This is a genomic window from Brevundimonas vesicularis, from assembly GCF_032067225.1.
Classification (GTDB): Bacteria; Pseudomonadota; Alphaproteobacteria; order Caulobacterales; family Caulobacteraceae; genus Brevundimonas; species Brevundimonas vesicularis_F.
Genome location: NZ_DAMBJX010000003.1, coordinates 23,464 through 49,687 on the forward strand (window position 1 = coordinate 23,464; position 26,224 = coordinate 49,687).

At 66.5% G+C, this 26,224-nt stretch carries 32 protein-coding genes; 19 read left to right on the forward strand and 13 right to left on the reverse strand.

Annotation, left to right across the window (positions count from 1 at the left end):
- The first annotated feature begins 47 nt into the window (after nt 1-47).
- Together RT123_RS01230 and RT123_RS01235 are read left to right on the forward strand one after the other, a co-directional pair.
- Entirely contained in the window at nt 48-611 is a 564-nt protein-coding gene (locus tag RT123_RS01230; protein ID WP_313007174.1) for a hypothetical protein, read from the forward strand.
- A 276-nt stretch (nt 612-887) separates the two neighbouring features.
- Complete coding sequence (locus tag RT123_RS01235; RefSeq protein ID WP_409514882.1) at nt 888-2,384, forward strand: DEAD/DEAH box helicase; 1,497 nt, start codon at nt 888-890, stop codon at nt 2,382-2,384.
- Between the two features lie 112 nt (nt 2,385-2,496).
- Here RT123_RS01235 and RT123_RS01240 read toward each other — a convergent pair whose 3' ends face one another.
- Both RT123_RS01240 and RT123_RS01245 read right to left on the reverse strand, forming a co-directional pair.
- Nucleotides 2,497-3,864: an OmpP1/FadL family transporter gene (locus RT123_RS01240; RefSeq protein WP_313007176.1), complete on the reverse strand. Its 1,368-nt coding sequence runs from the start codon at nt 3,862-3,864 to the stop codon at nt 2,497-2,499.
- A gap of 162 nt (nt 3,865-4,026) precedes the next feature.
- Nucleotides 4,027-4,794, reverse strand: coding sequence for a molybdopterin-binding protein (locus RT123_RS01245; RefSeq protein ID WP_313007178.1), 768 nt, complete (start codon nt 4,792-4,794; stop codon nt 4,027-4,029).
- A gap of 97 nt (nt 4,795-4,891) precedes the next feature.
- Between RT123_RS01245 and map the strand changes: the two genes are divergently transcribed.
- The 7 genes from map to RT123_RS01280 all read left to right on the forward strand — a co-directional run bounded on the left by map (nt 4,892) and on the right by RT123_RS01280 (nt 9,113).
- A complete protein-coding gene (map, locus tag RT123_RS01250) occupies nt 4,892-5,710 on the forward strand; it encodes a type I methionyl aminopeptidase (RefSeq protein WP_017504701.1) in 819 nt (272 codons plus the stop codon).
- 52 nt (nt 5,711-5,762) lie between these two features.
- Complete coding sequence (radC, locus tag RT123_RS01255; RefSeq protein WP_313007179.1) at nt 5,763-6,500, forward strand: RadC family protein; 738 nt, start codon at nt 5,763-5,765, stop codon at nt 6,498-6,500.
- Entirely contained in the window at nt 6,497-7,021 is a 525-nt protein-coding gene (locus RT123_RS01260; RefSeq protein WP_313007180.1) for a GNAT family N-acetyltransferase, read from the forward strand. The genes radC and RT123_RS01260 overlap by 4 nt, the downstream gene beginning before the upstream one ends.
- A 56-nt stretch (nt 7,022-7,077) precedes the next feature.
- Nucleotides 7,078-7,320: a BolA/IbaG family iron-sulfur metabolism protein gene (locus tag RT123_RS01265; protein WP_055806947.1), complete on the forward strand. Its 243-nt coding sequence runs from the start codon at nt 7,078-7,080 to the stop codon at nt 7,318-7,320.
- Between the two features lie 5 nt (nt 7,321-7,325).
- Entirely contained in the window at nt 7,326-8,228 is a 903-nt protein-coding gene (locus RT123_RS01270) for an aldo/keto reductase (protein WP_055806130.1), read from the forward strand.
- Nucleotides 8,229-8,319: 91 nt separating this feature from the next.
- Nucleotides 8,320-8,673: a Grx4 family monothiol glutaredoxin gene (grxD, locus tag RT123_RS01275; protein WP_017504696.1), complete on the forward strand. Its 354-nt coding sequence runs from the start codon at nt 8,320-8,322 to the stop codon at nt 8,671-8,673.
- Entirely contained in the window at nt 8,673-9,113 is a 441-nt protein-coding gene (locus RT123_RS01280) for an acyl-CoA thioesterase (RefSeq protein WP_017504695.1), read from the forward strand. Before grxD ends, RT123_RS01280 begins: the two co-directional genes overlap by 1 nt.
- On the opposite strand, the gene RT123_RS01285 is transcribed toward RT123_RS01280, so the two are convergent.
- Nucleotides 9,097-9,522 (reverse strand): hypothetical protein, encoded by a 426-nt coding sequence (locus RT123_RS01285; RefSeq protein ID WP_165118113.1) that lies wholly within the window; start codon nt 9,520-9,522, stop codon nt 9,097-9,099. The genes RT123_RS01280 and RT123_RS01285 overlap by 17 nt on opposite strands.
- Nucleotides 9,523-9,804: 282 nt before the next feature.
- Between RT123_RS01285 and RT123_RS01290 the strand changes: the two genes are divergently transcribed.
- A complete protein-coding gene (locus RT123_RS01290) occupies nt 9,805-10,911 on the forward strand; it encodes an NADH:flavin oxidoreductase/NADH oxidase (protein ID WP_313007182.1) in 1,107 nt (368 codons plus the stop codon).
- 7 nt (nt 10,912-10,918) lie between these two features.
- On the opposite strand, the gene RT123_RS01295 is transcribed toward RT123_RS01290, so the two are convergent.
- From RT123_RS01295 to rpsD, 3 genes are all read right to left on the reverse strand, one after another.
- Nucleotides 10,919-13,270 (reverse strand): EAL domain-containing protein, encoded by a 2,352-nt coding sequence (locus RT123_RS01295; RefSeq protein WP_313007184.1) that lies wholly within the window; start codon nt 13,268-13,270, stop codon nt 10,919-10,921.
- 95 nt (nt 13,271-13,365) lie between these two features.
- Nucleotides 13,366-13,731, reverse strand: a complete 366-nt coding sequence (locus RT123_RS01300) for a hypothetical protein (RefSeq protein WP_055753328.1) — start codon at nt 13,729-13,731, stop codon at nt 13,366-13,368.
- Nucleotides 13,732-13,920: 189 nt separating this feature from the next.
- A complete protein-coding gene (gene rpsD, locus RT123_RS01305; protein ID WP_017504690.1) occupies nt 13,921-14,538 on the reverse strand; it encodes a 30S ribosomal protein S4 in 618 nt (205 codons plus the stop codon).
- Between the two features lie 250 nt (nt 14,539-14,788).
- Between rpsD and RT123_RS01310 the strand changes: the two genes are divergently transcribed.
- Nucleotides 14,789-15,010, forward strand: a complete 222-nt coding sequence (locus RT123_RS01310; RefSeq protein ID WP_313007185.1) for a hypothetical protein — start codon at nt 14,789-14,791, stop codon at nt 15,008-15,010.
- Here RT123_RS01310 and RT123_RS01315 read toward each other — a convergent pair.
- On the reverse strand, nt 15,007-15,945 hold the full coding sequence (locus RT123_RS01315) for an MBL fold metallo-hydrolase (protein WP_313007187.1): 939 nt from the start codon (nt 15,943-15,945) through the stop codon (nt 15,007-15,009). The genes RT123_RS01310 and RT123_RS01315 overlap by 4 nt on opposite strands.
- Nucleotides 15,946-16,038: 93 nt before the next feature.
- On the reverse strand, nt 16,039-16,650 hold the full coding sequence (locus RT123_RS01320; protein ID WP_017504687.1) for a superoxide dismutase: 612 nt from the start codon (nt 16,648-16,650) through the stop codon (nt 16,039-16,041).
- Between the two features lie 149 nt (nt 16,651-16,799).
- Between RT123_RS01320 and RT123_RS01325 the strand changes: the two genes are divergently transcribed.
- Complete coding sequence (locus RT123_RS01325) at nt 16,800-17,090, forward strand: hypothetical protein (RefSeq protein WP_313007188.1); 291 nt, start codon at nt 16,800-16,802, stop codon at nt 17,088-17,090.
- Between the two features lie 10 nt (nt 17,091-17,100).
- On the opposite strand, the gene RT123_RS01330 is transcribed toward RT123_RS01325, so the two are convergent.
- Together RT123_RS01330 and fghA are read right to left on the reverse strand one after the other, a co-directional pair.
- Nucleotides 17,101-17,328 (reverse strand): hypothetical protein, encoded by a 228-nt coding sequence (locus RT123_RS01330; RefSeq protein WP_313007189.1) that lies wholly within the window; start codon nt 17,326-17,328, stop codon nt 17,101-17,103.
- Nucleotides 17,329-17,354: 26 nt separating this feature from the next.
- On the reverse strand, nt 17,355-18,194 hold the full coding sequence (fghA, locus tag RT123_RS01335) for an S-formylglutathione hydrolase (RefSeq protein ID WP_313007191.1): 840 nt from the start codon (nt 18,192-18,194) through the stop codon (nt 17,355-17,357).
- Nucleotides 18,195-18,281: 87 nt separating this feature from the next.
- Here fghA and RT123_RS01340 point away from each other — a divergent pair, with 87 nt between their 5' ends.
- Nucleotides 18,282-18,968, forward strand: coding sequence for a glutathione S-transferase family protein (locus RT123_RS01340; RefSeq protein ID WP_313007193.1), 687 nt, complete (start codon nt 18,282-18,284; stop codon nt 18,966-18,968).
- Between the two features lie 6 nt (nt 18,969-18,974).
- On the opposite strand, the gene RT123_RS01345 is transcribed toward RT123_RS01340, so the two are convergent.
- Complete coding sequence (locus tag RT123_RS01345; RefSeq protein WP_313007195.1) at nt 18,975-19,358, reverse strand: VOC family protein; 384 nt, start codon at nt 19,356-19,358, stop codon at nt 18,975-18,977.
- A 61-nt stretch (nt 19,359-19,419) separates the two neighbouring features.
- Nucleotides 19,420-20,526, reverse strand: coding sequence for an S-(hydroxymethyl)glutathione dehydrogenase/class III alcohol dehydrogenase (locus tag RT123_RS01350; RefSeq protein WP_313007197.1), 1,107 nt, complete (start codon nt 20,524-20,526; stop codon nt 19,420-19,422).
- Between the two features lie 63 nt (nt 20,527-20,589).
- Here RT123_RS01350 and RT123_RS01355 point away from each other — a divergent pair, with 63 nt between their 5' ends.
- Nucleotides 20,590-21,300, forward strand: a complete 711-nt coding sequence (locus tag RT123_RS01355) for an NAD-dependent deacylase (protein WP_313007198.1) — start codon at nt 20,590-20,592, stop codon at nt 21,298-21,300.
- Nucleotides 21,301-21,361: 61 nt separating this feature from the next.
- Here RT123_RS01355 and RT123_RS01360 read toward each other — a convergent pair whose 3' ends face one another.
- Nucleotides 21,362-21,913: an OmpA family protein gene (locus tag RT123_RS01360; RefSeq protein WP_039244254.1), complete on the reverse strand. Its 552-nt coding sequence runs from the start codon at nt 21,911-21,913 to the stop codon at nt 21,362-21,364.
- 375 nt (nt 21,914-22,288) lie between these two features.
- Between RT123_RS01360 and RT123_RS01365 the strand changes: the two genes are divergently transcribed.
- From RT123_RS01365 to RT123_RS01385, 5 genes are all read left to right on the forward strand, one after another.
- Entirely contained in the window at nt 22,289-23,116 is an 828-nt protein-coding gene (locus RT123_RS01365; RefSeq protein WP_313007200.1) for a hypothetical protein, read from the forward strand.
- A gap of 317 nt (nt 23,117-23,433) precedes the next feature.
- A complete protein-coding gene (locus RT123_RS01370; RefSeq protein WP_313007202.1) occupies nt 23,434-24,846 on the forward strand; it encodes a protein adenylyltransferase SelO family protein in 1,413 nt (470 codons plus the stop codon).
- Nucleotides 24,847-24,968: 122 nt separating this feature from the next.
- The gene (locus RT123_RS01375) at nt 24,969-25,496 is read left to right on the forward strand and encodes a DUF2975 domain-containing protein (protein WP_313007204.1); all 528 of its coding nucleotides are present in this window, start codon (nt 24,969-24,971) and stop codon (nt 25,494-25,496) included.
- Nucleotides 25,497-25,508: 12 nt separating this feature from the next.
- Complete coding sequence (locus RT123_RS01380) at nt 25,509-25,727, forward strand: helix-turn-helix transcriptional regulator (protein ID WP_313007206.1); 219 nt, start codon at nt 25,509-25,511, stop codon at nt 25,725-25,727.
- A 210-nt stretch (nt 25,728-25,937) separates the two neighbouring features.
- Nucleotides 25,938-26,224: DoxX family protein (locus RT123_RS01385; protein ID WP_313007209.1), on the forward strand; the 287-nt coding region annotated here is incomplete at its 3' end.

Below are 26,224 nucleotides of genomic sequence, written 5' to 3' on the forward strand. Positions count from 1 at the left end.
GCGGGTGCGACCGATGATGACGCAGGGGCGTGCGACACCCCTGTTCCATGAGCCAGGGCATACATCGCAAGATCCGGCCGGACGCCGTCTGGGCCGAGGTCAGGAAGGCGTGGGAGGACGGCGAGACCGCGCGATCGGTCGCCGCACGCTATGACGTCGGGGTGCACGCCCTGTGGAAGCGGCGCGAGGCGGAAGGCTGGAAACGGCCCGAGCCGACGCTGGCGCCGATCGAGCCGGCCGAGGGCTGGGACCGGCATATCCAGGCGCGGCGCGACGCCTTCAACGCCCAGCTGGAGGACGCGCGGGCGCTGGCGGAATGTCTGGCGGCGGCGATGACGGACGAGCGGCTGAGCCAGGCGCCGCACTGGCATATTCCGTGGCTGTATCACTGGCGCGCGACGCATCTGGGGGCCGAGGCGACGGCGCGGGACCGGGCGCGGGCGATCGAGACGGGCCAGCCGTGGGCCGAGCGGTTCTGGGACGACGACGGGGCGCTGAAGCCGCTGGCGTGGCTGGATCTGGAGATGGCGCGGCTGCATGCCGAGGACTGGCGCGCGGCCATCGGCCTTCCCGAAGGACTGCCCGAGGCGGAGACGCGATACGCGCCCTGATGGGCGCCGCAGTTGACTTATCGGCGATAAGCGCCCATTTGCGCGGCGTCGCACACTCGCGATCTCCGGCGTCTCCAGCGCGTGTGGGTCCCACTCGGACCTGTCTGTAGAAGCCGCCGGCCCCTCATATCCATTCGCTGCCCGGACACGCGGGGCGGCGCCCGATCCACCCCGCAGGCCTCCTCCCCGAGGCCCCGTCGGGACTGGCGGTGCGCGGCCCGACGGCGTCATGCCATGGCTGATAGCGCCCTGCCGCTACGCGAAAGATAGACTGCCGTGAGCACCACATTCGAATCCATGGGCCTGAACAAGGCCCTGCTGCAGGCCCTGGCCTCGACCGGCTATACCAAGCCGACCCCGATCCAGGAAAAGGCCATCCCCGACGTCATGGCCGGCAAGGACCTGCTGGGCATCGCCCAGACCGGCACCGGCAAGACCGCCGCCTTCGCCCTGCCGATCCTGCATCGCCTGGCCGAAAACCGCATCGCCCCCAAGCCCCGCACGACGCGCGTGCTGGTCCTGAGCCCCACGCGTGAATTGGCCACCCAGATCGGCGACAGCTTCAAGGCCTATGGCGCCCACCTGGGCTTCCGGGTCGCGGTAATCTTCGGCGGCGTGAAATACGGCGGTCAGGAGCGGGCCCTGCAACAGGGTCTGGACATCCTGGTCGCCGCGCCGGGCCGTCTGCTGGACCACATCCAGCAGAAGAACCTGGACCTGTCCTCGACCGAGATCTTCGTGCTGGACGAGGCCGACCAGATGCTGGACCTGGGCTTCATCAAGCCGATCCGCCAGATCGTCTCCAAGATCCCGGCCAAGCGCCAGAACCTGTTCTTCTCGGCGACCATGCCGTCCGAGATCGGCAAGCTGGCGGGCGAACTTCTGAAGGACCCGGTCAAGGTCCAGGTCACGCCGCAGTCGACCACGGTCCAGCGCATCAGCCAGTCGGTCGTCTATATCGAACAGGGCCGCAAGCGCGCCCTGCTGACCGAGATGTTCTCGGATCCCGAATACACGCGCTGCCTGGTCTTCACCAAGACCAAGCACGGCGCCGACAAGGTCGCGGCCTATCTGGAGGCCGGCGGCGTCGAGGCCGGGGCCATCCACGGCAACAAGAGCCAGCCCCAGCGTGAACGCACCCTGGCCGCCTTCAAGGCCGGCAAGCTGCGCGTCCTGGTCGCCACCGACATCGCCGCGCGCGGCATCGACGTGGACGGCGTCTCGCACGTCGTGAACTTCGAACTGCCGCACGTGCCGGAATCCTATGTCCACCGCATCGGCCGCACCGCGCGGGCGGGCAAGGACGGCACCGCCGTCAGCTTCGTCGCCGGCGACGAGATGAAGCTGCTGCGCGACATCGAGAAGGTCACGCGCCAGAAGATCCCGGCCATCGACCGTCGTAACGACAAGGCCCTGGGTCAGCTGGACGCCACCATCATGGCCACCGGCGTCGGCAAGAAGGCGACGATGCCGGAACGCGAGGGCGGCGAGCGCAACGAAGGCGGCCAGGGACGGGGCGGTCGCGGCCGTCGCGCGCCACACCGCGAGGGCGTGCGTCCGGAAGGCGGCGGCCAGCCGCACCGCCAGCGTCGCAACCGTCCGGGCGAAACCCCGGCGGCCCCGCGTCCCGAACGCGCCTACAACCCCCTGGCCGGCGAGCGCGTGCCGTCGATCAACGACAACGTCAAACCGGCCGAGGGCGAAATGAAGCGCCGCCCCCGTCGCCGCCCGTCGAACGGCGGCAAGGGCTACGGCGGCGCCGCCAAGGGCTGAGCCTGAGGATCGGGGAGCGTTTGCTCCCCGCCGCCTTCATGTTGAGGCGATAAAAAACGGCGGCTCCTGCGAAGGAGCCGCCGTTCTCATGTCAGCCGGGGCTGAGCGGAACTCAGAAGTTCCAGGTCGCGCCCAGCGAGAAGCCGACGCCCGAGCCTTGCGCTTCGCCGCGCAGGTTCGAGACGACAAGCCCGTTGCCATAGACGTCGCGCGTGTCGTTGATCGTCGCGGTGTCGATGTCGATGTAGGTCACGGCGCCGTCGAAGGTCATCGAACCGATCGTCTTGGACAGACCGGCGGCGTAGAGCCAGCGGTCGCCGTCCGGAATACGGGCGGTGCGGTGATCGTCCGAGGTCGGGGTCGGGTCGTAGCCCAGGCCGGCGCGGAAGGTCATCGAGGGATCGATCTTGTAGTCGAAGCCGATCGCGCCGGTGGTGACGTCGTCATAGTCCTGAACGATGGTCGAACGGCCGTTCGCGCCATAGGTCACGCGGATAGCGTCGAACTCGCTCCAGCCGATCTGGTTGACCTGGGCGTTCAGCGTGAGGCGATCGTTGACGGCGTAGCGGGCCGAGACGGTGGCGTACCAGGGCGTGTTGAAGCTGGCCTGGCCGTCGGCCGAAACGTTTGCCGCAGCCAATGCGCCAGTCAGGCCGGAGATGTTCACCGAGCCTTCCAGTTCGTGCTCGATCTTGGAGCGGTACGACAGACCGAGGTCCAGCTTGCCGAAGTGCATCTGGGCGCCGGCGTTCCATCCGTAATCCCAGCCGTCGCCTTCCAGCTGGTTGCGGCCGTCGGTGGCCGAGGGGATCAGCACCAGCGGAGCAACGCCAGCAACGGTCGGCAGGTTCGGCAGCGCCGACGACAGGGTCGCCTTGGCGTACTGGGCGTCGAAGCCGGCGCCGATGTCCAGCCAGTCGGCGACCGTCATGGCGGCGACCAGGCTGACGTTGGCCGAACGCAGTTCCGACGTCAGGGCGTCGTAGCGGGCGAAGTCGGGCTGTTCGTATTTGGTGGTGAAGTTGTAGGGCGCCTGAACGGCCAGGCCGACGTTGAAGCGGTCGCCGATCGGCATGGAGACGGCGAAGTTCGGCACGATGCCGCTTTCGACGACGTCGTGGACATGCGGGTCGCCAGCCACAACGGTTGAGCCGCTGAGGATGGTGCCGGCCGGGAACGGCGGCGTCGGGGCAGGCAGGTTGTAGCTGAGCGTGGAGCCGCGGTTGTCGACGTCGGAGTCCAGGATCAGGCCGTGCATGCCGACATAGACTTCGCGCTGGGTTCCGGCGATGGCGGCGGGGTTCCACCACAGCGACTGGACGCCCTTGTCGGCGCCGACGCCGGCATTGGCGCGACCCTGGCCGCGGGTCGATTGTTCCTGGACATAGAAGGAGCCGGCCATGGCCGGGGCGGCGACGCCGGCCAGCAGGGCGGTCGTCAGGGCGATCCCGCCCACGCGGGCGAAGTTCCTGGAGGTCATTTCATACACCTAAGTAAGCGCCGGCCGCATTACGCGCGGTCGATCAGGGGAGGAGCCCTCTCAGCGTTCGCGGCGCGAAAGCGTTGCGGGCAAGGCCCCCATCGGACCGGAAACAGGCGAAACCGTGGCGCCTGAGCCGCACACGATCACGGCTTTGCGAGGTTACGCAGCGGCAACATCGATGCCCAGATTACGCAGTTCTGCGATCAAATCATGCGCCGCCGCATGGATCTGATCGGCGTTGCGGCCACGAATAACCAGATGGGTTCCGATCTCGCCGACGCTGCCATGGCCGAAGGGGTAGCTGCCGAAGGACATGTCGCGGCGCTGGTTGGCTGCTGCGCGTAACACATCCGCCACAGCCCCCTCGCCCACGGCGGTGACCTTCAAGGTCTGGGCATGAACGATGGCGCCGGTGCGCAGGCGCGGGGCCACATCCTCCAGCATCGCCTGCATGATCTTGGGCACGCCGGCCATGACGAAGACATTGCCGATCTGGAAGCCGGGCGCATCGGTGACCGGATTGGCGATCAGAACGCCGCCTTCGGGGATGCGCGCCATGCGACGGCGCGCGGCGTTGAACTCATCGCCATAGCGGCGCAACAGGATGGCCAGCGCGTCGGGATGTTCGGGCAGGGCCACGCCGAAGGCGGCCGCCACGGCGTCGGCGGTGATGTCGTCATGGGTCGGACCGATGCCGCCGGTGGTGAAGACATAGTCCCAGCGTGAGCGGAGGGCGTCCAACGCCTCGACGATCCGGCCGTGATCGTCGCTGACGACCCGCGCCTCCATCAGGTCGATCCCCAACGCCGCCAGAAACCGGGCGATGGTATTGGTGTTGGTGTCCTGGGTCCGGCCCGAGAGGATTTCGTCGCCGATGACCAGGACGGCGGCGGTCGGGCCAGAGCGGTCGGTGTCAGCGTCGGTCATGCGGGAATCCGGGGGCAGGCTTGAGGTTTCATGCTATAACGCCCATCTGCGGCGAACGGATTGCGCCGTATCCCGCCTTTTGCAGACCGATCACCCCATGTACGAAACGCCCGAACTCGAAACCGACGTCCTGGTCCGCTCCAGCGCCATCCGCATCCATGAGGCGGAAGACTTCGAGGGCATGCGCAAGGCCGGCCGTCTGGTCGCCGAGGCGCTGGACATGATCGCGGCGCATGTGAAGCCGGGCGTCCTGACCAGCACGATCGACGATCTGGTGCGCGAGTTCACCCTGGACAACGGCGGCCTGCCCGCCTGCCTGGGCTACAAGGGCTACGAGAAGACCGTCTGCACCTCGATCAACCACGTCGTCTGCCACGGCATTCCCGGCGACCGGGTGCTGAAGGACGGCGACATCGTCAACATCGACCACACCGTGATCGTGGACGGCTGGCACGGCGATTCCAGCCGCATGTATGCGGTGGGCGAGATCAATGCGCGGGCCAAGAAGCTGATCGACGTGACCTATCAGTCGCTGGATCTGGGCCTGGAGCAGGTCAAGCCGGGCAATACGTTCGGCGACATCGGCTATGCGATCCAGAAGTTCGTCGAGGCTCAGCGCATGAGCGTGGTGCGCGACTTCTGCGGCCACGGCATCGGCCGCGTCTTCCACGACAGCCCCAACGTCCTTCACTACGGCCGTCGCGGCGAGGGCGCGGTGCTGAAACCCGGCATGTTCTTCACCGTCGAGCCGATGGTGAACCTGGGCAAGCCGCACGTGAAGGTGCTGTCCGACGGGTGGACCGCCGTGACGCGCGACAAGTCCCTGTCGGCCCAGTGCGAGCACACCATCGGGGTGACGGAAGACGGACTGGAAATCTTCACGGCCTCGCCGGCGGGGCTGTTCCGACCGAACTGAACCCTTGATCCCCAGTCGCAATACGCACAGGTTGCGTTGAGCGGGAGGGATCATGCTCGACGACAAGGCGTCCGAAGTCGGCGACAAGCCCAAGCCTCGGCACAGCGGTCATCGCGACCGGCTGCGTGAGCGGGCGGCGAAGGGCGGTTTGGGCGCCCTGCCCGACTATGAGTTGCTGGAGCTGCTGTTGTTCCGCAGCGTGCCCTACAAGGACACCAAGCCGCTGGCCAAGGATCTGGTAGCGCGATTCGGAGGCCTGGAAGGCATCGGGGCGGCCAGCCATGAGGCGATCGAGGATCAGGTGGCGCGGTCGATGGGATACGCCGTCGGCAAGGCGACGCGGGCGGTGGCGCTCGACCTTCAGTTGATCTTCGACGTGACTCGGCGGATCGCGAAGGAGCCGACGGCCAAGCGGCCGGTGATCTCGTCCTGGACAGCGCTCCTGGCCTATGTCCGCGTCGCCATGCAGCACGAGCCGCGCGAACAGTTTCGCGTCTTGTATCTGGACAAGAAGAACCAGCTGATCTTGGACGAGGTGCAGAACCGCGGCACGGTCGATCATGCGCCGGTCTATCCGCGCGAGGTCGTGCGGCGCGCGCTGGAGCTGTCGGCCAGCGCGCTGATCCTGGTGCACAACCATCCCTCGGGCGATCCCACCCCCAGCCGCGCCGACATCGAGATTACGAAACAGGTTGTGCAGGCCGGCCGCGCCCTTAACGTCGAGGTTCATGACCATCTGGTCGTCGGCCGCGACGGGGTGGCCAGCTTCAAGCAACTGGGCCTGATGTGACCGACAGGATTCTGACAACCGAGCGACTGGTGATGAGCCCCGTCTCGACCGACGATTTCGACGATCTGCTGACCCTTTGGTGCGATGAGAATTTCACGCGCCACATCATGGGCCGGGCGCTGGGGCGCGAAGAGGTCTGGTTCCGGCTGCTGCGCGATCTCGGCCACTGGGCGGCGATGGGCCATGGCAACTGGACGATCCGGCTGCGGGACGGCGGCGCCTATCTGGGCAGCGTCGGGGTGTTCGACTATCGCCGCGAGATGGAGCCGCCGTTCGACGCGCCGGAGCTGGGCTGGGGCGTGGCGCCGAGGTTTCAGGGGCGGGGCTATGCGGCCGAGGCCCTGACGGCGGCGCTGGCCTGGACCGACCGGAGGCTGGAGGGACGAACCGTCTGCATGATCTCGCCAGAGAACCTGGCCTCGCTGAAGCTGGCGGCGCGGGTCGGTTATCGTCCCTATGCGCGCGCGACCTACAAGGATCACGCGGTGCAGTTGTTCGAACGGCAGCGCTACGGAGCGTAGGTCGGCATTAAGGATTATCGGGCAAACTAGCGTCCAACGAAGTGTGAGTGCCCGCCATGCCCATGTCCGTGGAAACGCTGCGCCAGCATCTGGTCGAAGCCTTCGCCGACGCCGAGATCGAGATCGAGGATCTGGCGGGCGACGGCGACCACTATCGCGCGCGGATCGTGTCGAGCGCCTTCGCCGGCCTGCCGCGCGTGCGCCAGCACCAGATGGTCTATGCCGCGCTGAAGGGTCAGATGGGCGGCGAACTGCACGCCCTGGCGCTTGAGACCTCCGCGCCGGTCAAGGAGGGCTGACGGCCATGCGCTATCGCCCTTTCGGCGTCTCCGGCGCCGCCATCTCCAACCTGACGCTCAGCTTCGGCGCCGACGTGCTGAAGCGCGGGCGCGAGGCCGGGCTGGACCTGCTGTATTCGGCGCTCGAAGCCGGGGTGAACAGCTATCGGCTGGAGACCGCCGACCCGGTGGCGGCCGAGGTGCTGGGCGAGGCCTTGTCGCACGTCGACCGCAAGCTGGTCTATGTCAGCCTGACCCTGGGCGCCGGCGACGGCCGCGACCAGCAGCGCGACTTCTCGGCACAAGGCATGACGGCGGCCATCGACCGGGTGCTGCACTTCTCGGGGCTGGGCTGGATCGACGTGGCAGTGCTGCACGAGCCGGGCGAGACCGAACTGGCGCAATCGTCTCTCAGCGCGCTGAAGGCCATGCGCGCCACCGGACGGATCAAGCTTTTGGGCATCGCCGGCGGCGGCGACGTGATGGACGCCTATGTGTCGACAGGGGCGTTCGACGCCCTGCTGACGCCATTCGACATCAACGCCGACTGGAAGATCCGAAACCGCATCCGCTCGGCGCGCGAGCAGGACATGGCGGTCTTCGCCTATGACTTCTACGCCGACCGGCGCGCGCGGGCGCCCGATGCGCCGATCTTCAAAAAGGGTCTGTTCGGCTTCGGCAAGGACAAGCGTCCCGTCGATACGCCCAAGAAGGACGCCTTCGGCTTCTTGTACCGCACCCAAAACTGGACGGCCGAGGCGATCTGCCTGTCCTACGTGCTGACCGACCCGTCGGTATCCAGCGTGATCGTCAATCCGACCGACACCGATCGGTTGGCGACATTGGCCGCCGCGCCCGAGCGGGACATGCCGCCGGGCTTGGCTGCGCAGATCGAGATGGCGCGCGTCGTGGCCAATCAGGCGGCCTGACCGTACTTCCCGGCTGTGCAGAACGTCGCGGACGCCTTGACCGCGCCCGTTTGGCTCCCTAGCTGACGGGCTTCACGAAAGGCCCGTATCCGTGACCGACACCGCCCAAGCCGCCGATCCCGTCCACGCCTTCATCGGCGAAACCGTCGCCCAGAACGACGTGGTTTTGTTCATGAAGGGCACGCCGGACCAGCCGCGCTGCGGCTTCTCGTCCCTCGCGGTGCAGATCCTGGACCATGTCGGCGCCGGCTTCGTGGGCGTGGACGTGCTGCAGGACGAAGCCCTGCGCGAAGGCATCAAGAGCTTCACCGACTGGCCCACCATTCCGCAGCTCTATGTGAAGGGCGAGTTCGTGGGCGGATCGGACATTATCCGCGAGATGTTCCAGGCGGGCGAACTTCAGGCCCTGATGGTCGAGAAGGGCGTGCCGCTCGGCGAGGCCTGATGGCCAGGAAGACCCTCACGCCGCGCGAGGACCGCGAGGTCTTTGTCGTGCCGCTGGACGTGCGGCCCGAGCACATCGACGCCAACGGCCACGTCAACAACGTCGTCTATGTCGGCTGGCTGCAGGATGCGGGCACGGCCCACTGGAATGCGCGCTTCGACGAGGCGACGCGGGCGAAATGGTCGTGGGTCGCGACCCGGCATGAGATCGATTATCTGCGCGGCATCGAGCCGGGCGCAGAGGGCGTAGTCGCTCGCACCTGGGTCGGCGATCCGCAAGGACCGCGCTTCACCCGCTATGTCCGCATCGAGGACGCCCAAGGCCGCGTCTGCGCCCAGGGCGTCACCGAATGGGTGCTGGTGGACGCTGCGACCCTGAGACCGCAGCGCATTCCGCCAGACATGCTGGTCGTGTTCGAGACGCCTACTTCAGCGCATTGAGGATGCGGGCCGGCGTGCCGGGCTCCAAGCCCAGGTCGGCATAGGTCCAGCGCAGCTCGACGCCGTCCGGGACCAGGGCCTTGCACAGGTCCTGCTTGGTGCGGCGAAGCGTGATCTCGGCCGGCGAGCCGTCCGACACCGACACTTCGAAATCCGACGCCTGGGTGCAGCCGTTCGAATCGACGCGCGCGACCAGGGCGCCGTCGGCGAACCGGGCTTCGCGGATGGCCTCGGCCGGCGGGGCGTCGTCGCGGCGCAGGTTCACCGAGACGTTTTCGCCCGCGTCGCTGTCATAGATGACGCAGGCCGACAGCAGCGGCACGACCAGGGCCGCGACCGCCAGACCCTTGATCATCTGGCCCTTGATCATCTGGCCCTTGATCATCGGGCCCTTGACCAGGCTGCGCATCACTGACCCGAGGCCGGCGCGGTGATGACGCGCGTGGTCGGCTTTTCAGTCGAGACGATGATACAGCCCGACAGCAGCGGGGCGGCGATGGCGACGGCGAGAGCGAGACGAAGCATTGGTGTGTTCCCCAGTTGAAGCTTGACCCTTTTGTGCCGCGTGGGCCGGGCGCGCACACGTGAATAATCGGAAAGCTGGGTGAACAATCGGAAAGGATCGGGGTTGAACGTGACCGCAACCGCCATAGCTACAGTCCCCCCTCTCCTGCCCCACGGATCGCCTTTCATGAGCCAGCTGTTCTCGCCCCGCGCCGTCGGCCCCCTGACGCTGAAGAACCGCGTCGCCATCGCGCCGATGTGCCAGTATTCGGCCATCGACGGCGTGCCCCAGCCCTGGCACGTGCAGCATCTGGGACGACTGGCGATCTCCGGCGCGGGACTGGTCATCGTCGAGGCGACGGGGGTCGAGGCGGCAGGACGGATCACGCCGGACGACACCGGCCTGTGGAACGACGCGCAGGAAGAGGCCTTCGCCCGGATCATCCGCGACATCCGCACCTACAGCGACACGCCGATCGGCGTCCAGCTGGCCCACGCCGGACGCAAGGCCTCGACCAGCGCGCCGTGGAAGAGCGGCGGCGCCCTGAAGGCCGAAGACGGCGCGTGGGAAACCTTCAGCGCCTCGGCCGAACCGTTCAAGGATGACTGGCACACGCCGACCGCCATGACCCCGGCCGACATGGACCGCGTGGTCGCCGCCTTCGAGGACGCGGCGCGGCGGGCGGACCGGGCCGGGTTCGATCTGGTCGAACTGCACGCCGCCCACGGCTATCTGCTGACCCAGTTCCTATCGCCCCTGTCCAACCACCGCACCGACGATTACGGCGGATCGTATGAGAACCGGGCGCGCTTCCCGCTGCGGGTCGCCCAGGCCCTGCGCGACGCCTGGCCCCGGACCAAGGCGCTTGGCGTACGCTTCAACGGCTCGGACTGGGTCGAGGGCGGCATCGCCCTGGACGAGGTGACGGCCCTTGGTCAGGCGCTGCACGACATAGGCTATGACTATCTGCACCTGACGTCGGGCGGGAACGTTGCGCAGGCGAAGATTCCGGGCGGCGAGCCGGGCTATCAACTGCGGTTCGCCCAGGCCGTGAAGGCGGCGACGCCTCAGGCCAATGTGATGGCCGTCGGCATGATCTTCGATCCGCAGCAGGCCGAGGACATCGTAGCGTCCGGTCAGGCGGACTTCATAGCCATTGCACGCGCGGCGCTGGACGACCCGCACTGGGCGCACCATGCAGCCGTAGCCCTGGGCGAGGACGAAGGCCTGCCGGTCCAGTATCGCGGCGCCGGCAAGGGCGTTTGGCCGGCATACGGCAAGGCCGACGTTTAAGGCCTGATCAGGCGGCCTTTTCCATCGACGGATCGACGGCCCATAGAACGCGTGCAGCGGCTTGAACCTCTGCATCGGCCGTCTTTTGCGGGCGGCCGAGCAGATAGCCCTGGACCTCGTCGCAGCCCTGGTCGCGCAGGAAGGCCAGCTGCTCCAGCGTCTCGACGCCCTCGGCCAGGACGGGGATATGCAGGCTCTCGCCCAGGGCCAGGACGGCGCGAATGATGGCGGCCGATTGAGGTCCGCCGTCCAGTTCGGACATGAAGGAGCGATCCAGCTTGATCTTGTCGAACGGGAAGGCGCGCAGGGTCGACAGCGATGAATAGCCGGTGCCGAAGTCGTCCATGGCGATGGAGACGCCCAGCAGCTTCAACTGACGCAGGACGTGGGTCGTGCGCTCCATGTCGGTGATCATGGCCGTCTCGGTGATCTCCAGCTCAAGCCGCGACGGCGCCAGGCCGGTCTCCACCAAGACCTGATGCACCAGGCGCGGCAGGTCGACGTGGCCTAGCTGCACCGGCGACAGGTTGACGGCGATCTTGTGCGGTTCGGTCCAGCTGGCGGCCTCGGCGCAGGCGGTGCGCAGCACCCATTCGCCGATCGGCAGGATCAGACCGTTCTCTTCAGCCAGAGGAATGAAGTCGGCTGGCGAGATAAACGTCCCGTCCGGCTGGATCCAGCGCAGCAGCACCTCGTAACCCGTGATGTCGCCGGTATCGACGGCGGCCTGCAGCTGCCAGTTCAGGCTGAACTGGCCCTGATCCAGCGCCTCGCGCATCTGCTGGGCCATGCGGCGGCGATTGCGCACCGCCTCGTCCATTTCCTCCTCATAGAAGCAGACGTCGGTCCCCAGCGAGGCCTTGGCGCGGTACATCGCGAGGTCTGCGTCATTGATCAGGGCCGACGGGTCGTGGGCGTCGTCGGGCCAGATCGCGATGCCGGTGCTGAGGCCGCAGGCGACCTCGGCATGGTCCAGCACGACCGGGGCGGTGACAGCATCGCGCAGACGCGCGACCAGATCCAGGGCGTCGTCCTTTTGCCGGATCGGCACGACGGCGACGAACTCGTCCCCGCCCAGGCGGGCGATAAACTCGTCGTGGCGCAGGCAGGCGCGCATCCGTTCGGCGATCTGGATCAGAAGCTGGTCGCCGGCGGCATGGCCGTGAACGTCGTTGACCTCCTTGAACCGGTCCAGGTCCATGGCCAGCAGGGCCACCTTGTTCGGAACGGTCAGGTCGGCGGTCTGGCGGGTCAGCCATTCCAGGAAGGACGAACGGTTGGGCAGGCCGGTCAGGCCGTCGTTGCGCGCCAGATGGGCGATGCGACGCTCCTGCGCCTGACGCATGCGCAGATCGCGCACGGCGTAGATCATGACGTGATCCATACCGCAGTCGCGGCGCACGGCGATCTCGACGGGGATGTCCGCCCCGCCTTCGGCGACAAGTTTGGACTGGCTCAGGCCGTTGACCGCCAGATCGGCGACGCCGGCGATCCAGCGCGACAGCGGTTCGCCGATCAGGGCGTGGTGGGGAACGCCCGCTAGATCGGCGAAGGCGGCGTTGGCGGCCAGAATGACGCCGTCCTGTTCGACCACCATGCCATCGACGCTGCCCTCGATCAGGTGATCCAGGCGCGCCTTGGCCTGCAGACGGGCTTGGACGTCCAGGGCGTGGCTGGCGACGCCGGTGCCCAGCATCATCAATCCGACGGCGGAAACGGCGAAGGCCAGGACCAAATTGGTCGATCCGACAGCGCCCATATCGACCAGCGCGCCGACCGGCACGATCGTCATGGCGGCCATGCCGGTGAAGTGCAGGGCCACGATGCCCAGGACCATCAGCACGACCGGGACGACCTTGCCGGACTGTCGGGCGCGATTGAACGCCAGGGCGCCCAGGACGACCGCCCCCGCCACTGAAGCGGCGACATAGGCGGCCGACCAGTAGATGACGGCGTCGGTCGCAAAGGCCGCCATGCCGGTGTAGTGCATGGCCACCACGGTCAGGCCGAACAGCACGCCGCCGATCTCGGCCGAGGCCGGCATCCGGCGCGAGGCCACCCAAAGCGCCAGCGCGCTGCCGGCGATGGCGACGCCCAGGGACAGGCCGGTCAGCACGGGGCCATAGGTGATGGTGACGCCGGGCTCATAGGCGATCATCGCCACGAAGTGGGTGCACCAGATCGTCGCCCCGGTCGCCACCGCGCCCATGAAGGCCCAGGCCAGACGCGTGCCCTTTTCGGCGGCGCGCAGGCGGCGATACAGGCGGAAGGTGATGATCGAACCGATCAGGCACAGGCCGGCGGCCAACGCGACGAGCCAGAGATTATGGTCGTCGGTCAGGCAGGTGAAGAAGCGCATGAAGCTACAGACCTTGGGGGGACGGTCTGTCGTCGTAACGGACGTTGCTTAATCAGACGCGCTCGAACAGGCTTAACGAAACGCTACGGCCGTTTTCAGGAGCGGGGCATCTGATAGGGGTTGTTGACGCTGACGGGCGAGCCGGGCGTCAGGCCCAGCTCCTCGAACGACCACTTCAGCTCGACGCCCTGGACCAGGTCCTGCTTGCACTTGTCCTCGTCGATGCGGCGCAGGGTGATGACGGCGCTGCCGCCCTGCAGGCTGACGATCGGGATCAGGTCTTCCTTGGCCGTGCAGCCGTTCGAACTGACCCAGAAGACGGCCTGGTCCTTGGTGAAGGCGGCGGCGTGGATCGGCTCCAGCGCGCCGGGCATGCCCGCGGTGGAGACGGTGGGCTCGCCGCGGCTGGCGCAGGCGGCCAGGCCCGCCGATGCGGCGGCGATCAAAGCCAAGCGTTTCATGATGGAGTCGCGCAATCGACGACCTCCCCTGCCTCAAAGCCTGAACTGGCCGAGAATGCGCCTGTTCGCCCTTGGAGGGAACAGGATAAAAAACGAAAGGCCCCGGACGAATCCGAGGCCCTCCAAACTCAAATCCAGAAGCGGCTCAAGTAGGCCGAAGGCCGATAGCCGCTCTGAAGAAAACTCCGCTTACGAAGCGTAGTATTCGACGACCAGGTTCGGTTCCATCTTCACGGCGTACGGCACGTCCGACAGTTCCGGCACGCGGACGTAGCGAACCGAGAACGAGCGGTCCGACAGTTCCAGGTAATCCGGCACGTCGCGTTCCGACGACTGCTGGGCTTCGAGCACCAGAGCCATGTTGCGCGACTTTTCCTTCACGGTGACGACGTCTTCCGGCTTCACGCGGTAGGAGGCGATGTCGACCTTCTTGCCGTTGACCAGGACGTGGCCGTGGCTGACGAACTGACGGGCGGCCCAGACGGTCGGGACGAACTTGGCGCGGTAGACGATGGCGTCCAGGCGCGATTCCAGCAGACCGATCAGGTTTTCCGAAGTGTTGCCCTTGCGACGGGCGGCCTCATCATAGGTCTTGGCGAACTGCTTTTCGGTGATGTTGCCGTAGTAGCCCTTCAGCTTCTGCTTGGCCTTCAGTTGCAGACCGAAGTCCGAAACCTTGGACTTGCGACGCTGGCCGTGCTGGCCGGGACCGTAAGAACGCTTGTTGACCGGCGACTTGGAGCGGCCCCACAGGTTCTCACCCATGGCCCGGTCGATCTTGTACTTGGCGCTGTGGCGCTTGGACATTCTATTCTCTTTTCGACGATACGGCCCGGCATCCCCTGGATTGGGAATGCGATCTCAACGGCGGTCCACGCATCTTCCGTCATTCATCCCGGCTCCGCCGAAGCGGACCCATGGAAGGCGGCGCTTATGGCCAGCGAGGGCGCCGGAGTCAAGCACGGCGGGCTGTTAAGCACGATGGCATGGAACGATCCCGTCGCCCCACCCTTCCTTCGATGCAACCAAACCACGCATGAGGACAAGGAGGAGTGGAATGCAGCCCGAACCCAACAGCTTTCAGACCGGCCTGTCCGACGAGGCCATGCAGACGCTGAAGACGCAGCTGGTCGATCTGGTCGAGCCTTTGAGCGACAACCAACTACTGGATCTCGCCGACGGCATCCATGAGATGCTGCGCCAGCGCCGCATGGTCCGCCAGCACCATGCCGAGCGCATGAACGCGCGCACCCGGCACGGCGTGGACCTTCGCATCTAGTCCTTCGCAGACTGCGCTTCTGAGATGAACATGGCGCGGCCTTCGCGGGTCGCCACCTTGCCCAGGCCCGGGAATGGGAAGTGATAGGCGTAGATATGGGCGCCGGAGTTGCGCAGCGCCGTCACCTCGTCCAGCCGCGCCTTCAGGCCTGCCGCCTGATCGTTGTCATAGCCGACCTTCCAGTCCGGATGTTCCACCGACAGAATCCAGTGGTGCATCAGGTCGCCGGTGTACAGCAGTTGGTTCTGGCCGTCGGCGATCAGATAGGCGACGTGCCCCGGCGTATGACCGGCCGTGTCCTGAGACTGGACGCCCGGCGCGACCTCGCCGCCCGGCTCGAAGGCTTGGACCTTGGGGGTGATGATCCGCACCAGATCGGCAAGCTCAGGATTGGCGCGGATGGACGTCCATTCCGCCTGTGACATACGGATCGCCGCATTGGGGAAGGCCAGGCCGCCATTGCGGATCAGGCCGCCGACATGGTCCGGGTGGCCGTGCGAGATCAGCACATCGGTGATCGACGCCGGATCGACGCCCGCCTTTTGCAGGCTGTCCATCAGCTGGCCCTTGCCCTCGCCCAGGCCCGTGTCGAACAGCATCGTGCGGGCGCCGTTCCGGACCAGAAGCGGATGGATCTCCAGCATGATCGGATCAGCCGGCTGTCCGGCGGCGGTGAGCGGCGCGGCGACCGCCTGCGGCGTCAGGCCGACGCCGAAGGTCTGGTTGTCGTTCTTGACCGGGTTCTCGCCGTCGAACAGGGCGATGGCGTCCAGTGCGCCGATCTTGAAGCGATAGACGGGCTTCTCGGCCGGGGCCGCGACGGTCTGGGTGGGGTTGGGCGGCGCGGGTTCGCCGGGCTTCTGCCCGTTCGCCTGAGGGTTACAGGCCGCCAGCATCAGGGCCGCGAAAGCAGCCCCCGTCATCATCATCCGCATCGCTCGATCTCCGTTTGCGATGACGCAATCGAAAACGCCCGCCGGAGGTTCCGGCGGGCGTCGTCATCTCTCGATCTCTGCGCTGAAGCAGCCTTATTTGGCGGCGGCGTAGAGTTCGTTGACCTTGTTCCAGTTCACCACCGTCCAGAACGACTTCAGATAGTCGGCGCGGCGGTTCTGGTATTTCAGATAGTAGGCGTGCTCCCACACGTCGGCGCCCAGGATGACCTCGCCGCGCTCGTCCACGACGTCCATCAGAGGATTGTCCTGGTTCGGGGTCGAGGTGATTTTCAGCTTGCCGTTCTGCACGATCAGCCAGGCCCAGCCCGAACCGAACTGCGCGGCGCCGGCGGCGTTGAAGTCTTCCTTGAACTTGTCCATGCCGCCCAGATCGGCGTCGATGGCGGCCTTCAGCTCGGCCGAGGGCTCGCCCGCCTGATCGGCCGGGGCCAGCAGTTCCCAGAACAGGCTGTGGTTCCAGTGGCCGCCGCCGTTGTTGCGCACGGCCTTGGGCGCGGTCGAGATGCTGGTGAAGATTTCCTCCAGCGACTTGCCCTTCAGGTTTTCGTCGGCGTCGACGGCCTTGTTCAGGTTATCGACATAGGTCTGGTGGTGCTTGTCGTGGTGGAAGGTCATCGTCTCCTTGTCGATGGCCGGCTCCAGCGCGTCATAGGCGTAGGGCAGCGGGGGCAGGGTGAAGGCCATGTCAGTCTCCTGAAGACGGGTTTGTTCCTGAACCCCATTTAGGGGCTATGGCGTCTGACCCAAGCGATTTTGTCGCGTTTTTGTTCAGCTTGGCCATTTGCATCGACCCATGATGCGCGCGATTGTCGACCCGTCAATCGGAGGCTGTCATGTCGCGTATCGGATTAATCGCTTTGCTGGCGCTGGCCTTTTCAGGAAGCGGTTGCGCCGGCTTCAAGGCGCTGGACAAGGCGGCGGCGGATATGGCGAGTCAAACGCCGACCTGCACCCAAAACCCCGCGATCGGCGCGGACAACTATGGCGGTAGAACCTGCCGCGTCAGTCATACGGTCTGGTCTTCGACGACGACGACCATCGAGGAGACAGGCAAGGCGCCCGTCACTATCCGCACCGTCACGACGCCCTCGGGAACCACGACCGAGCTTGTGCCGACGCCGTGACCAGACCAGGCTAGGCGGCTGGCAAGTTCGCCTTCAGGCAATCGCGAACGGCGCGCTTCACATCGCCCGGCGCATTGGGTTCGTCCACGCCTTCCGCCGCGAAGACGGCGCGCACGGCGGCGTCCAGCCCCTTGGGAAGGGCGTCGATCACCCGCTTCTGCCCCTTGGCGTGCAGGCAGTAGCCCACCTCGCGGCACAGGGCGGAAAACATCGGTTCGTAGGGATCAGAAGCGCTCATGGCGGCCGCTTAGCACCGATGAAGGCTCAGGTCTTCAAACGTTCGGCGTGGAAGGCGATGTGGTCGGCGATGAAGCTGGCCATGAAGAAGTAGGAGTGGTCGTAGCCGGGCTGCATCCGCAAGGTGAGCTTCTGGCCGGCGGCGTCGGCGGCGGCTTTGAGAAGTTCCGGCTTCAGTTGGTCGGTCAGGAAGCTGTCGGCGTCGCCCTGGTCGATCAGGATGTCGTCATAGACGCCGCGCGCCGCGCCGGCGGCGATCCGCTTGGCGGCGTCGTGGCGGTCCCACGTCGCACGGTCGTCGCCCAGATAGGCGGTGAAGGCCTTCTCACCCCAGGCGCACCGGGTGGGCGAGCAGATCGGCGCGAAGGCGGAGACCGAACGGAACAGGTCGGGGTGGTTCAGCGCCAGCGTCAGGGCGCCGTGGCCGCCCATCGAATGGCCGCTGATCGACCGGACGCCCGTCGTAGCAAATTGGGCGTCGATCAGCGCGATCAGTTCCTCGGTGACATAGGTCTCCATGCGGAAATGCGGCGCCCAGGGCGGCTGCGTCGCATCCAGATAGAAGCCCGCGCCCTGACCCAGATCATAGGCGGGATCGTCGGCGACGCCCTCTCCGCGCGGGCTGGTGTCGGGCGCCACGATGATGACGCCATGTTCGGCGGCGGCCTGGTAGGCCCCCGCCTTGGTGGTGAAGTTGTCCTCGGTGCAGGTCAGGCCCGACAGCCAGATCAGCACCGGGAAGGGCCCCTCCCCGCCTGGAACGAAGACCGACAGCGTCATCGGCGTGCCGGTCGCCGTGCTGTCGTGCTTCAGATAGCGCAGGGTTCCGCCGTGGACAGCGTGGGTCTTGGTGGTCTGCAAGGTCATGACTTCTGGCTAGTGCAACCGGCCGATGTCCGCAACGCGCGAAGCTCGTGATAGAGTCGGCGAGCGACCGACCATGAGGATCAAAAGATGATCACCGTCACCGCTTTCAAATGGGTTCCGCCCTTCGCCGCCGGACAAGTTCGGGATCACCGCGTGCGATGGATCCTGAACGAGGCGGGCTGGGCCTATGAAATCCGGTTGCTGGATGCAGTGGACCAGAAGTCGGCGGAATACCGCGCGCTTCAGCCGTTCGGTCAGGTGCCGACGCTGGAGGAGGACGGCCGCGCTCCGATGTTCGAGAGCGGCGCCATCGTCTGGGACATCGCCGAACGAGCGGGCGTGTTGATCCCGTCCGATCCGGTGATGCGAGCGCAGGTTCTGACCAGGTATTTCGCCGCCTTGAACAGCGTCGAAGGCGCGCTGATCAACGTCAGCGAGGCTGAGTTCTTCCTGCCCGACGAAGCGGCCAAGGCGGCGCGGCGGCCGCAGGTTCTGCCCTTCGCCGAAAAGCGATTATCCGAGCTCCAGCTCGCGCTGGGCGACCGTCTGTGGCTGGTCGGAGAAACCTTCACGGTCGCCGACCTGATGATGAGTTCAGTCCTTAAGATCGCCGCATCGCTGGACATGTTAAAGGCCTATCCCGCGCTGCAGGCCTATTTCGACCGCTGCCTGGATCGCCCGGCCTATCGAAAGGCCGTCGCGGACCAGTGTGCGACCATCGCCGCACATGGCCCCCGCGACATGCGATACCGTGAGGCCCAAGCCACCGGCTGACGCCCTTCACCCCACCCGGTGCATGGCGCAGATCTTGTTGCCCGAGGGATCGCGCAGATAGGCCAGGATCATGGGGCCGAAGGGGCCCTTGCGTTCGCCGGGCGGGTCCTCGATGGCGCGACCACCGGCGGCGACGCCGGCGTCGTGGAAGGCCTGGACCATCTCGGCCGTATTGGCGTGAAAACCGATGGTGCCGCCGTTGGCGTGACAGGCCGGCTCGCCGTCGATCGGCGCGCCGATCGCAAAGGCGCCCATGCGGGTGCGCCACCAATAGCGGCCCTTGGGATCCGGCCCCTGGCCCGGCTCGACGCCAAGGGCGCCGAGCGCGGCGTCATAGAACCGGCGCGACGCCTCGATGTCGTTGGCGCCGACGGTGACGTGGGTGAACATGGTCAGACCTCCCTCTTTCGGTCCGTTTTCTTAAACAACGAACCCGACGACGCGCAAGGCGTCAGAACACCACGACCGAGCGGATGCTCTTGCCCTCGTGCATCAGGTCGAAGGCCTTGTTGATGTCGTCCAGGGCGAAGGTGTGGGTGATCATCGGGTCGATCTCGATCTTGCCGTCCATGTACCAGTCGACGATCTTGGGCGTGTCGGTGCGGCCGCGCGCGCCGCCGAAGGCCGAACCGCGCCAGACGCGGCCGGTCACCAGCTGGAACGGGCGGGTGGCGATCTCCTTGCCGGATTCGGCGACGCCGATGACGACGCTCTCGCCCCAGCCGCGGTGACAGGCCTCAAGCGCCTGGCGCATGACGACGGTGTTGCCGGTGCAGTCGAAGGTATAGTCCGCGCCGCCGCCGGTCAGTTCGACCAGATGGGCGACCACGTCGGAGACTTCCTTCGGGTTGACGAAATGGGTCATGCCGAAGCGACGGCCCCATTCTTCCTTGTCGCCGTTGATGTCCACGCCGACGATCATGTCGGCGCCGACCATCTTCAGCCCCTGGATGACGTTCAGGCCGATGCCGCCCAGGCCGAAAACGACGCAGTTGGCGCCCGGCTCGACCTTGGCCGTGTTGACCACGGCGCCGACGCCGGTGGTCACGCCGCAACCGACGTAGCAGGCCTTGTCGAAGGGCGCGTCCTTGCGGATCTTGGCCACCGCGATCTCGGGCAGGACGGTGTAGTTCGAGAAGGTCGAGCAGCCCATATAGTGGGCGATCGCCTGACCCTTGTAGCTGAAGCGGCTGGTGCCGTCGGGCATGACGCCCTTGCCCTGGGTGCCGCGAATGGCGGTGCACAGGTTGGTCTTGCGCGACAGGCACGACTTACACTGGCGACATTCCGGCGTGTACAGCGGGATGACGTGATCGCCGACCGCGACCGAGGTCACGCCCGGCCCCACCTCGACCACCACGCCTGCGCCCTCGTGCCCCAGGATCGAGGGAAAGACGCCCTCGGAATCCAGGCCGTCCAGCGTATAGGCGTCCGTATGGCAGATGCCGGTGGCCTTGATCTCGATCAGCACCTCGCCGGCGCGCGGCCCCTCCAGATCGACCTCGACGATCTCCAACGGACGTTTGGCCTCGAAGGCGACGGCGGCGCGGGTTTTCATGGCGGGGGCTCCTGAACGATTCCCTCCTCTTCTAGGGCAGGCGCAGGATGGTATGAAGCCGTCATGTCACACACAAACCTCGTCGTCCTGACCGGAGCCGGGATATCGGCCGAGAGCGGCGTGCCGACGTTTCGGGCGTCGGATGGGCTGTGGTGCGGGCATCGGGTCGAGGATGTGGCGACGCCCGAAGGCTATGCGGCCGATCCAGCGCTGGTGCAGGACTTCTACAATCAGCGGCGGCGGCAGTTGGCCGAGGTTCAGGCGAATGCAGCGCACCGGGCGCTGGCGGCGTTGGCGGCGCGGTGGCGGGGCGACTTCCTGCTGGTGACGCAGAACGTCGATGATTTGCACGACCGAGCGCATGAAGAGACGCCGCCGGCCGCCGGGTTCGAGCTGATCCATATGCACGGCGAACTGCTGAAAGGCCGCTGCACCCGGTCGGGCGTAGTGATGGGCTGGGCCGGGGACATGGCGGCGGATGAGGCCTCGCCGCATCACCCGCAGGGCGTCATGCGGCCGCACATCGTCTGGTTCGGGGAGATGCCGCTTCAAATGGAGCGCATCGAGCGGGCGCTGGAGGCCTGCGACCTGTTCGTGTCCATCGGCACGTCGGGCGCGGTCTATCCGGCGGCGGGCTTCGTGCAGGCGGCGCGGTATGCCGGAGCACGGACGGTCGAGATCAACCTGGAGCCGACGTCGGGGGCGCGCCTGTTCGACGAAAGCGTTTACGGGCCGGCGACTCAAGCCGTGCCGGCCTTCTTCGACACGCTGTAGAGACGAAAACGGCGGCCGCTGCGAAGGCGGCCGCCGTTCCGGCGTTCGAGGTCGCGGCGGCTTAGGCCAGGACGACGATGGTTACGCGGCGGTTCTGCGAACGGCCCTCGGGCGTGTCGTTCGAGGCGACCGGCTGTTCCTGGCCATAGGAGATGGTGGCCATGCGGTTCAGGGCGACGCCCTGGCGGTTCAGGAAGCGACGCACGGCCTCGGCGCGTTGCTCGCCCAGCTGGTCGTTATGCTCGGGCGTGCCGGTCGAGTCGGTGTAGCCCTGGATTTCCAGATAGACGTTCTTGTTCTCGCCCTGCAGACGCTGGGCGAACTGGGCCAGGCGCTGCTCGGCCTCGGGCGACAGGGCCGCCGCGTCGGTGGGGAATTTCACGGAATCGTCCGACAGCACGACCTGATAGAGGAACTTACCCTCGGCCAGCTTGTGCGCGTCGTTGGCGCGTTGCAGGGCCTGGCCTGCGGTGCCTTCGACGGTGGTCACGCGGTTGTCGACGACTTCGACCTGATCACGCACGAAACGATGGCTGGCGCAGCCGCTGGCCGCAAAGCCGAGGGCGATGAGGGCGCCGCCGACGACCGCCGTCCTGAGTTTCGATCTGCTCAAGTTCTGTCTCCTTCTTGCCGGGAGCGCCACACCCAGTTCATGCGCAAGATGAAAATGGCGTATGAGACAAGGCGGAGTAATGACGCGCTTTGGGCGGCATCATGTCAGCTTGACCATAAGCAGATGGAATATTCGCGTTATTCTTGCATGAGCACGGAACCATCACCTCAGTGAAGACGTTGCGCCGCCGACGGCCAATGCCGGAGGGCGGACACGCTCATCTATCGCCGCTCTGCGCCGTCGCGCGGTTGTATTCACGACGACGCCACTTTCCTGACGCGACCGAATGTTTTCAACGGAGCCTGGCGGTTTTTACAGGCGTTTTGTCCCGATGACCATGCGGCGGCGTGTTCAACTCCCATCACGGATCGGCGATTGAGCGCGGCGCGCACACGGCGCTGGGCGCTGGCGGCGACGCCGATCCTGGCCGCGCATCTGGGGCTGGCCCTGTTGATGCACGGCGGTGCGGAGCCGACCGTCGAGACGCCGCAGACGCCGCCGATGATGGTCGAACTGGTCGAGCCGCCTCCGCCGCCGCCCGCGCGCGTGATCTCGCCCGATCTCTCACCCAAGTCTGACGCGCCGGCCGCCGCCGCCCAGGCGGCCGCGCCGGCCAAGCCCGCGCCCCAGCGGCGACCGCCTGCCGTGGCGGCGGCGCGACCGCGATTGGTGGTCAGCAGACGCCCGCCCGACGTCGAACCCCTGCCCGCCGCGCCCGCTCCGCCGGGTCCGCCTCTGCCTCTGCTGGGCGCGGCCCAGATCGCCGGCGCCATGACGGTCGGCGCAGGTTCGGGCGGCGGCGGCGGAACGGGCGTCGGCGGCTCGGGCGGTTCGGGAGGGACCGGCGCGGGTTCAGGCTCGGGCGGAGGGGCGTGCGACATGGTGCGCTGGGTCCAGGACGCGGTGCGCGACGACCAGGCCGTGCGCCGCGCCGTCATCGCCGCGTCCCAGGACATGGATGCGAACGGACGCGCCATCCTGGTCTGGAACGGCGACTGGCTGCAAAGCCGCAACCAGGCGGGCAAGGGTCTGGCGGGCGTGCGCCAGGCCATCGCCCTGGAAGTCGCCTTCGCCCCGGCCGAGTGCAAAAGCCAGCGCATGACAGGCCTGGCGGTCCTGAAGCTGGAAGACCGCCCCGGCGGCGCGCAACTGGCCCTGGGCAAGGGCAGCTGGCGCTGGTCGGACCTGCTGGGCGCGGGCTGACGCGCCGACGCCCAGCAGACGGTCGTCGGCAAAAAAACCGTCTAATTCGTCTAATTCGTCTGATTTCTTTCTCCCCGACTATGCGGTGCGTTTCGTGCGAACGAACCGGGACAGCATCGCACGGCTTGGAAGCGTGGGCAGGAAGAGGATGCCTGTGGGCGATAGGCGCTTGAAAACACGAGACTGACCCCACGCGAATAGGATGGCTGACCCTATCCCTTCGTCATCCTGCGGCGAGCGGAGAGAAACTGGAGGGCGACGAAAGAAAGACGTGCGCGCGGTTGCGCTCCTCTCCTTGGACACGCACCTAGCCTGCCATGCCCGTCTCCCCAGCCTATCGCCCCGAACCGCGCTTTTTTGATTTGGGCGCGGACTATGCCGATGCGGTTCAGGCCGCAGATTTTCCTCAGACGATCCTGCGGTTTCGCAACGACCGCGCGGCCGCCGAGGTCGGGCTGGAGGGGCCGAGCGAGGCGGAATGGATCGCGGCGTTCGGGCGGTTCGAGCCCCTGCCGGGACAGCCCGGTCCGATCGCCATGCGCTATCACGGGCATCAATTCCGTCACTACAATCCCGATCTGGGCGACGGGCGCGGGTTCCTGGCGGCGCAGATGCGCGACGCCTCGGGTCGGCTGATGGATTTGGGAACGAAGGGCACCGGCCAGACGCCCTGGTCGCGAGGTGGCGATGGGCGGCTGACGCTGAAGGGCGGGGTGCGCGAGGTTCTGGCAGCGACGATGCTGGAGGCGCAAGGCGTCCCGACCAGCCGCGCCTTTTCGCTGATCGAGACCGGCGAGGCGCTGGAGCGCGGAGACGAGCCGTCGCCGACGCGGTCGGCCGTTCTCGTGCGACTGTCGCACAGCCATGTGCGGTTCGGGACGTTCCAGCGCGCGGCCTATCTGGGACGCAAGGATCAGATCGAGGCGCTGATCGAACACGTGCGCAGCCTGTATCATCCGGACGTGGCCAGCAACGATGCGCCCGGTCTGCTGCGGGCTGTTGTCGAGGCCTCGGCGAAACTGACGGCGCGGTGGATCGCGGCGGGTTTCGTGCACGGGGTGCTGAACACCGACAATCTGAACGTCACGGGCGAGAGCTTCGACTATGGCCCCTGGCGGTTCTTGCCTGAATACGATCCGGCCTTCACCGCCGCCTATTTTGACCAGACTGGCCTTTACGCCTTCGCACGCCAGCCCGAGGCCGTGTTCTGGAACCTGACGCAACTGGCCGGCTGTCTGAAACTGGTCGCCGAGGTCGAGCCTTTGACCGATGCGCTGAACGGCTTCGGTCCCGCCTATATCCGCGAGCTGCGCCCCGCCTTTTTGATGCGGCTGGGCGTCCACAGCCTGGGCGAGGCGGCGGATCAGCGGCTGGTCGATACGACCCTGGCCCTACTGCGCGAAGGCGGCGCGGCCCTACGGTGGGAGCCGCTGTTCTTCGACTGGTTCGGGGGCTTCGCCTCCTCGGCCCGCGCCCTGTCAGGACCGCGCGCGAAGCATTACCAGGGCGAGGCCTTCGACGCCTTCCGCTTCGCCTTGATGGAGCACGAACCGGACCGGATCGAGCGACTGGAGCATCCGATGTTCGCCGCCCGTGAACCGGAAGAGATGCTGATCGACGAGGTCGAGGCGATCTGGGCCGCCATCGCGGACGCCGACGACTGGACGCCCTTCCAAGCCAAGCTGGATCGACTGGAGGCGGCGCGTCTGGCCTGGGGCTTCACCGCCTGAAGCCAACCTTACGAAAGCTTCATCTCGTTTATCGATAATTTTCTTGCCCGTTTATCGATAAATCCATATCGATAGTCACCAAGGCGGTCGCGGAGGGCGACCCGAATGGAAGGGCTTTCGAGATGAAGATGATCGGCAAATATTCCGTCGCCAGCGCCCTGCGCTGGCTGCTGGGCTTCGTCAATGTGTTCGTGATGATCGGTGCCATCGCCACCATGCTCGTCTTCCTGTTCACCCTGATCGTGCCCAGCTTCGGTGCGGGCCTGATCGACGGACTGAAGGGCGCCCACGCTGATCCGAACAACACCCTGCAATGGACAGGTCGCCTGACCTTTCTCGGCGCGGCGATGGCCTGCGGCTTCACCTGGTGGATTATCAACCGGTTGCGACGCATCCTGCTGTCGCTCAATCAGGGCGACGCCTTCGAGTTCGCCAACGTCAAACGACTGCAAGGCGTGGGTCTGGGCCTGATCGGCATTCAGCTGACGGCGCTGCTGCTGGTCTTCGTCGCCCCGCAGAGCATCGGCCAGTCGCCGTCCGACTATGACTTCGACCTGGGCTCCTGGCTGGGCATTCTGGTGGTCTTCATCCTGGCCGAGGTGTTCCGGCAGGGGTCGGCCATGCGCGACGAACAGCTGACCACGGTCTGAGGAGCGCGCGCCATGATCATGATCCACCTGGACCGGCTGCTGCTCGAACGCCGGATGTCCCTGACCGAACTGTCAGACCGCGTCGGCGTCACCCTGGCCAATCTGTCGATCCTGAAGACCGGCAAGGCCCGCGCGGTGCGCTTCTCGACCCTGGACGCCCTGTGCCGCGAACTGGACTGCCAGCCCGGCGACCTGATCGTCCAGACGCCGGGGCCGCAACCCGAAGACTGAAATCGCGCGTCGCAAATCCTTGTGGGGCATTGGGAATCGGCCCAATGCCCCCGGACCGTAACAGAAAGTCATCAGCTGATGTCATCAGTTGATGTCATCGCATGATGACAACGCTCTGAAGCGCCGCTATATAGGCTTCAGCGAACGGCTCCCCGGGGAACGCCCCAAGGCCTGATCGCAGCCGTTCATGACCTTCAGGCGTCCTCCCCGATGACCACCTCGACCTTCACCACCGCGCCGTCGCGCAACCGCGCCGCCTACGCCAACATCGCCCTTTGGACGCTGCAGGGCTGGATCGCGATGTTCTTCATCGCCGCCGGCTACGCCAAGCTGACCGAGCCGATGACCAACCTGATCAATCTGATGGGCTGGCCCGCCATCGCGCCCGAGAACATGGTGCGCGGCCTGGGCGTGGTCGAGATCGTTCTGGCCATGGGCGTGTTGAGCCCGCTGATTTCGTGGCGGGTGGGTCGCCCTCTGCTGCTGACGGCGGCGGT

Excerpts from the sequence above, each read along its gene's own strand:
- RT123_RS01230 (WP_313007174.1), top strand. The coding sequence starts at position 48 with ATGAGCCAGGGCATACATCGCAAGATCCGGCCGGACGCCGTCTGGGCC.
- RT123_RS01240 (WP_313007176.1), bottom strand. The coding sequence starts at position 3,864 with ATGACCTCCAGGAACTTCGCCCGCGTGGGCGGGATCGCCCTGACGACC.
- RT123_RS01245 (WP_313007178.1), bottom strand. The coding sequence starts at position 4,794 with ATGACCGACGCTGACACCGACCGCTCTGGCCCGACCGCCGCCGTCCTG.
- map (WP_017504701.1), top strand. The coding sequence starts at position 4,892 with ATGTACGAAACGCCCGAACTCGAAACCGACGTCCTGGTCCGCTCCAGC.
- radC (WP_313007179.1), top strand. The coding sequence starts at position 5,763 with ATGCTCGACGACAAGGCGTCCGAAGTCGGCGACAAGCCCAAGCCTCGG.
- RT123_RS01265 (WP_055806947.1), top strand. The coding sequence starts at position 7,078 with ATGCCCATGTCCGTGGAAACGCTGCGCCAGCATCTGGTCGAAGCCTTC.
- RT123_RS01270 (WP_055806130.1), top strand. The coding sequence starts at position 7,326 with ATGCGCTATCGCCCTTTCGGCGTCTCCGGCGCCGCCATCTCCAACCTG.
- RT123_RS01280 (WP_017504695.1), top strand. The coding sequence starts at position 8,673 with ATGGCCAGGAAGACCCTCACGCCGCGCGAGGACCGCGAGGTCTTTGTC.
- RT123_RS01285 (WP_165118113.1), bottom strand. The coding sequence starts at position 9,522 with ATGCGCAGCCTGGTCAAGGGCCCGATGATCAAGGGCCAGATGATCAAG.
- RT123_RS01290 (WP_313007182.1), top strand. The coding sequence starts at position 9,805 with ATGAGCCAGCTGTTCTCGCCCCGCGCCGTCGGCCCCCTGACGCTGAAG.
- RT123_RS01295 (WP_313007184.1), bottom strand. The coding sequence starts at position 13,270 with ATGCGCTTCTTCACCTGCCTGACCGACGACCATAATCTCTGGCTCGTC.
- RT123_RS01300 (WP_055753328.1), bottom strand. The coding sequence starts at position 13,731 with ATGAAACGCTTGGCTTTGATCGCCGCCGCATCGGCGGGCCTGGCCGCC.
- rpsD (WP_017504690.1), bottom strand. The coding sequence starts at position 14,538 with ATGTCCAAGCGCCACAGCGCCAAGTACAAGATCGACCGGGCCATGGGT.
- RT123_RS01310 (WP_313007185.1), top strand. The coding sequence starts at position 14,789 with ATGCAGCCCGAACCCAACAGCTTTCAGACCGGCCTGTCCGACGAGGCC.
- RT123_RS01315 (WP_313007187.1), bottom strand. The coding sequence starts at position 15,945 with ATGCGGATGATGATGACGGGGGCTGCTTTCGCGGCCCTGATGCTGGCG.
- RT123_RS01320 (WP_017504687.1), bottom strand. The coding sequence starts at position 16,650 with ATGGCCTTCACCCTGCCCCCGCTGCCCTACGCCTATGACGCGCTGGAG.
- RT123_RS01325 (WP_313007188.1), top strand. The coding sequence starts at position 16,800 with ATGTCGCGTATCGGATTAATCGCTTTGCTGGCGCTGGCCTTTTCAGGA.
- RT123_RS01330 (WP_313007189.1), bottom strand. The coding sequence starts at position 17,328 with ATGAGCGCTTCTGATCCCTACGAACCGATGTTTTCCGCCCTGTGCCGC.
- fghA (WP_313007191.1), bottom strand. The coding sequence starts at position 18,194 with ATGACCTTGCAGACCACCAAGACCCACGCTGTCCACGGCGGAACCCTG.
- RT123_RS01340 (WP_313007193.1), top strand. The coding sequence starts at position 18,282 with ATGATCACCGTCACCGCTTTCAAATGGGTTCCGCCCTTCGCCGCCGGA.
- RT123_RS01345 (WP_313007195.1), bottom strand. The coding sequence starts at position 19,358 with ATGTTCACCCACGTCACCGTCGGCGCCAACGACATCGAGGCGTCGCGC.
- RT123_RS01350 (WP_313007197.1), bottom strand. The coding sequence starts at position 20,526 with ATGAAAACCCGCGCCGCCGTCGCCTTCGAGGCCAAACGTCCGTTGGAG.
- RT123_RS01355 (WP_313007198.1), top strand. The coding sequence starts at position 20,590 with ATGTCACACACAAACCTCGTCGTCCTGACCGGAGCCGGGATATCGGCC.
- RT123_RS01370 (WP_313007202.1), top strand. The coding sequence starts at position 23,434 with ATGCCCGTCTCCCCAGCCTATCGCCCCGAACCGCGCTTTTTTGATTTG.
- RT123_RS01375 (WP_313007204.1), top strand. The coding sequence starts at position 24,969 with ATGAAGATGATCGGCAAATATTCCGTCGCCAGCGCCCTGCGCTGGCTG.
- RT123_RS01380 (WP_313007206.1), top strand. The coding sequence starts at position 25,509 with ATGATCATGATCCACCTGGACCGGCTGCTGCTCGAACGCCGGATGTCC.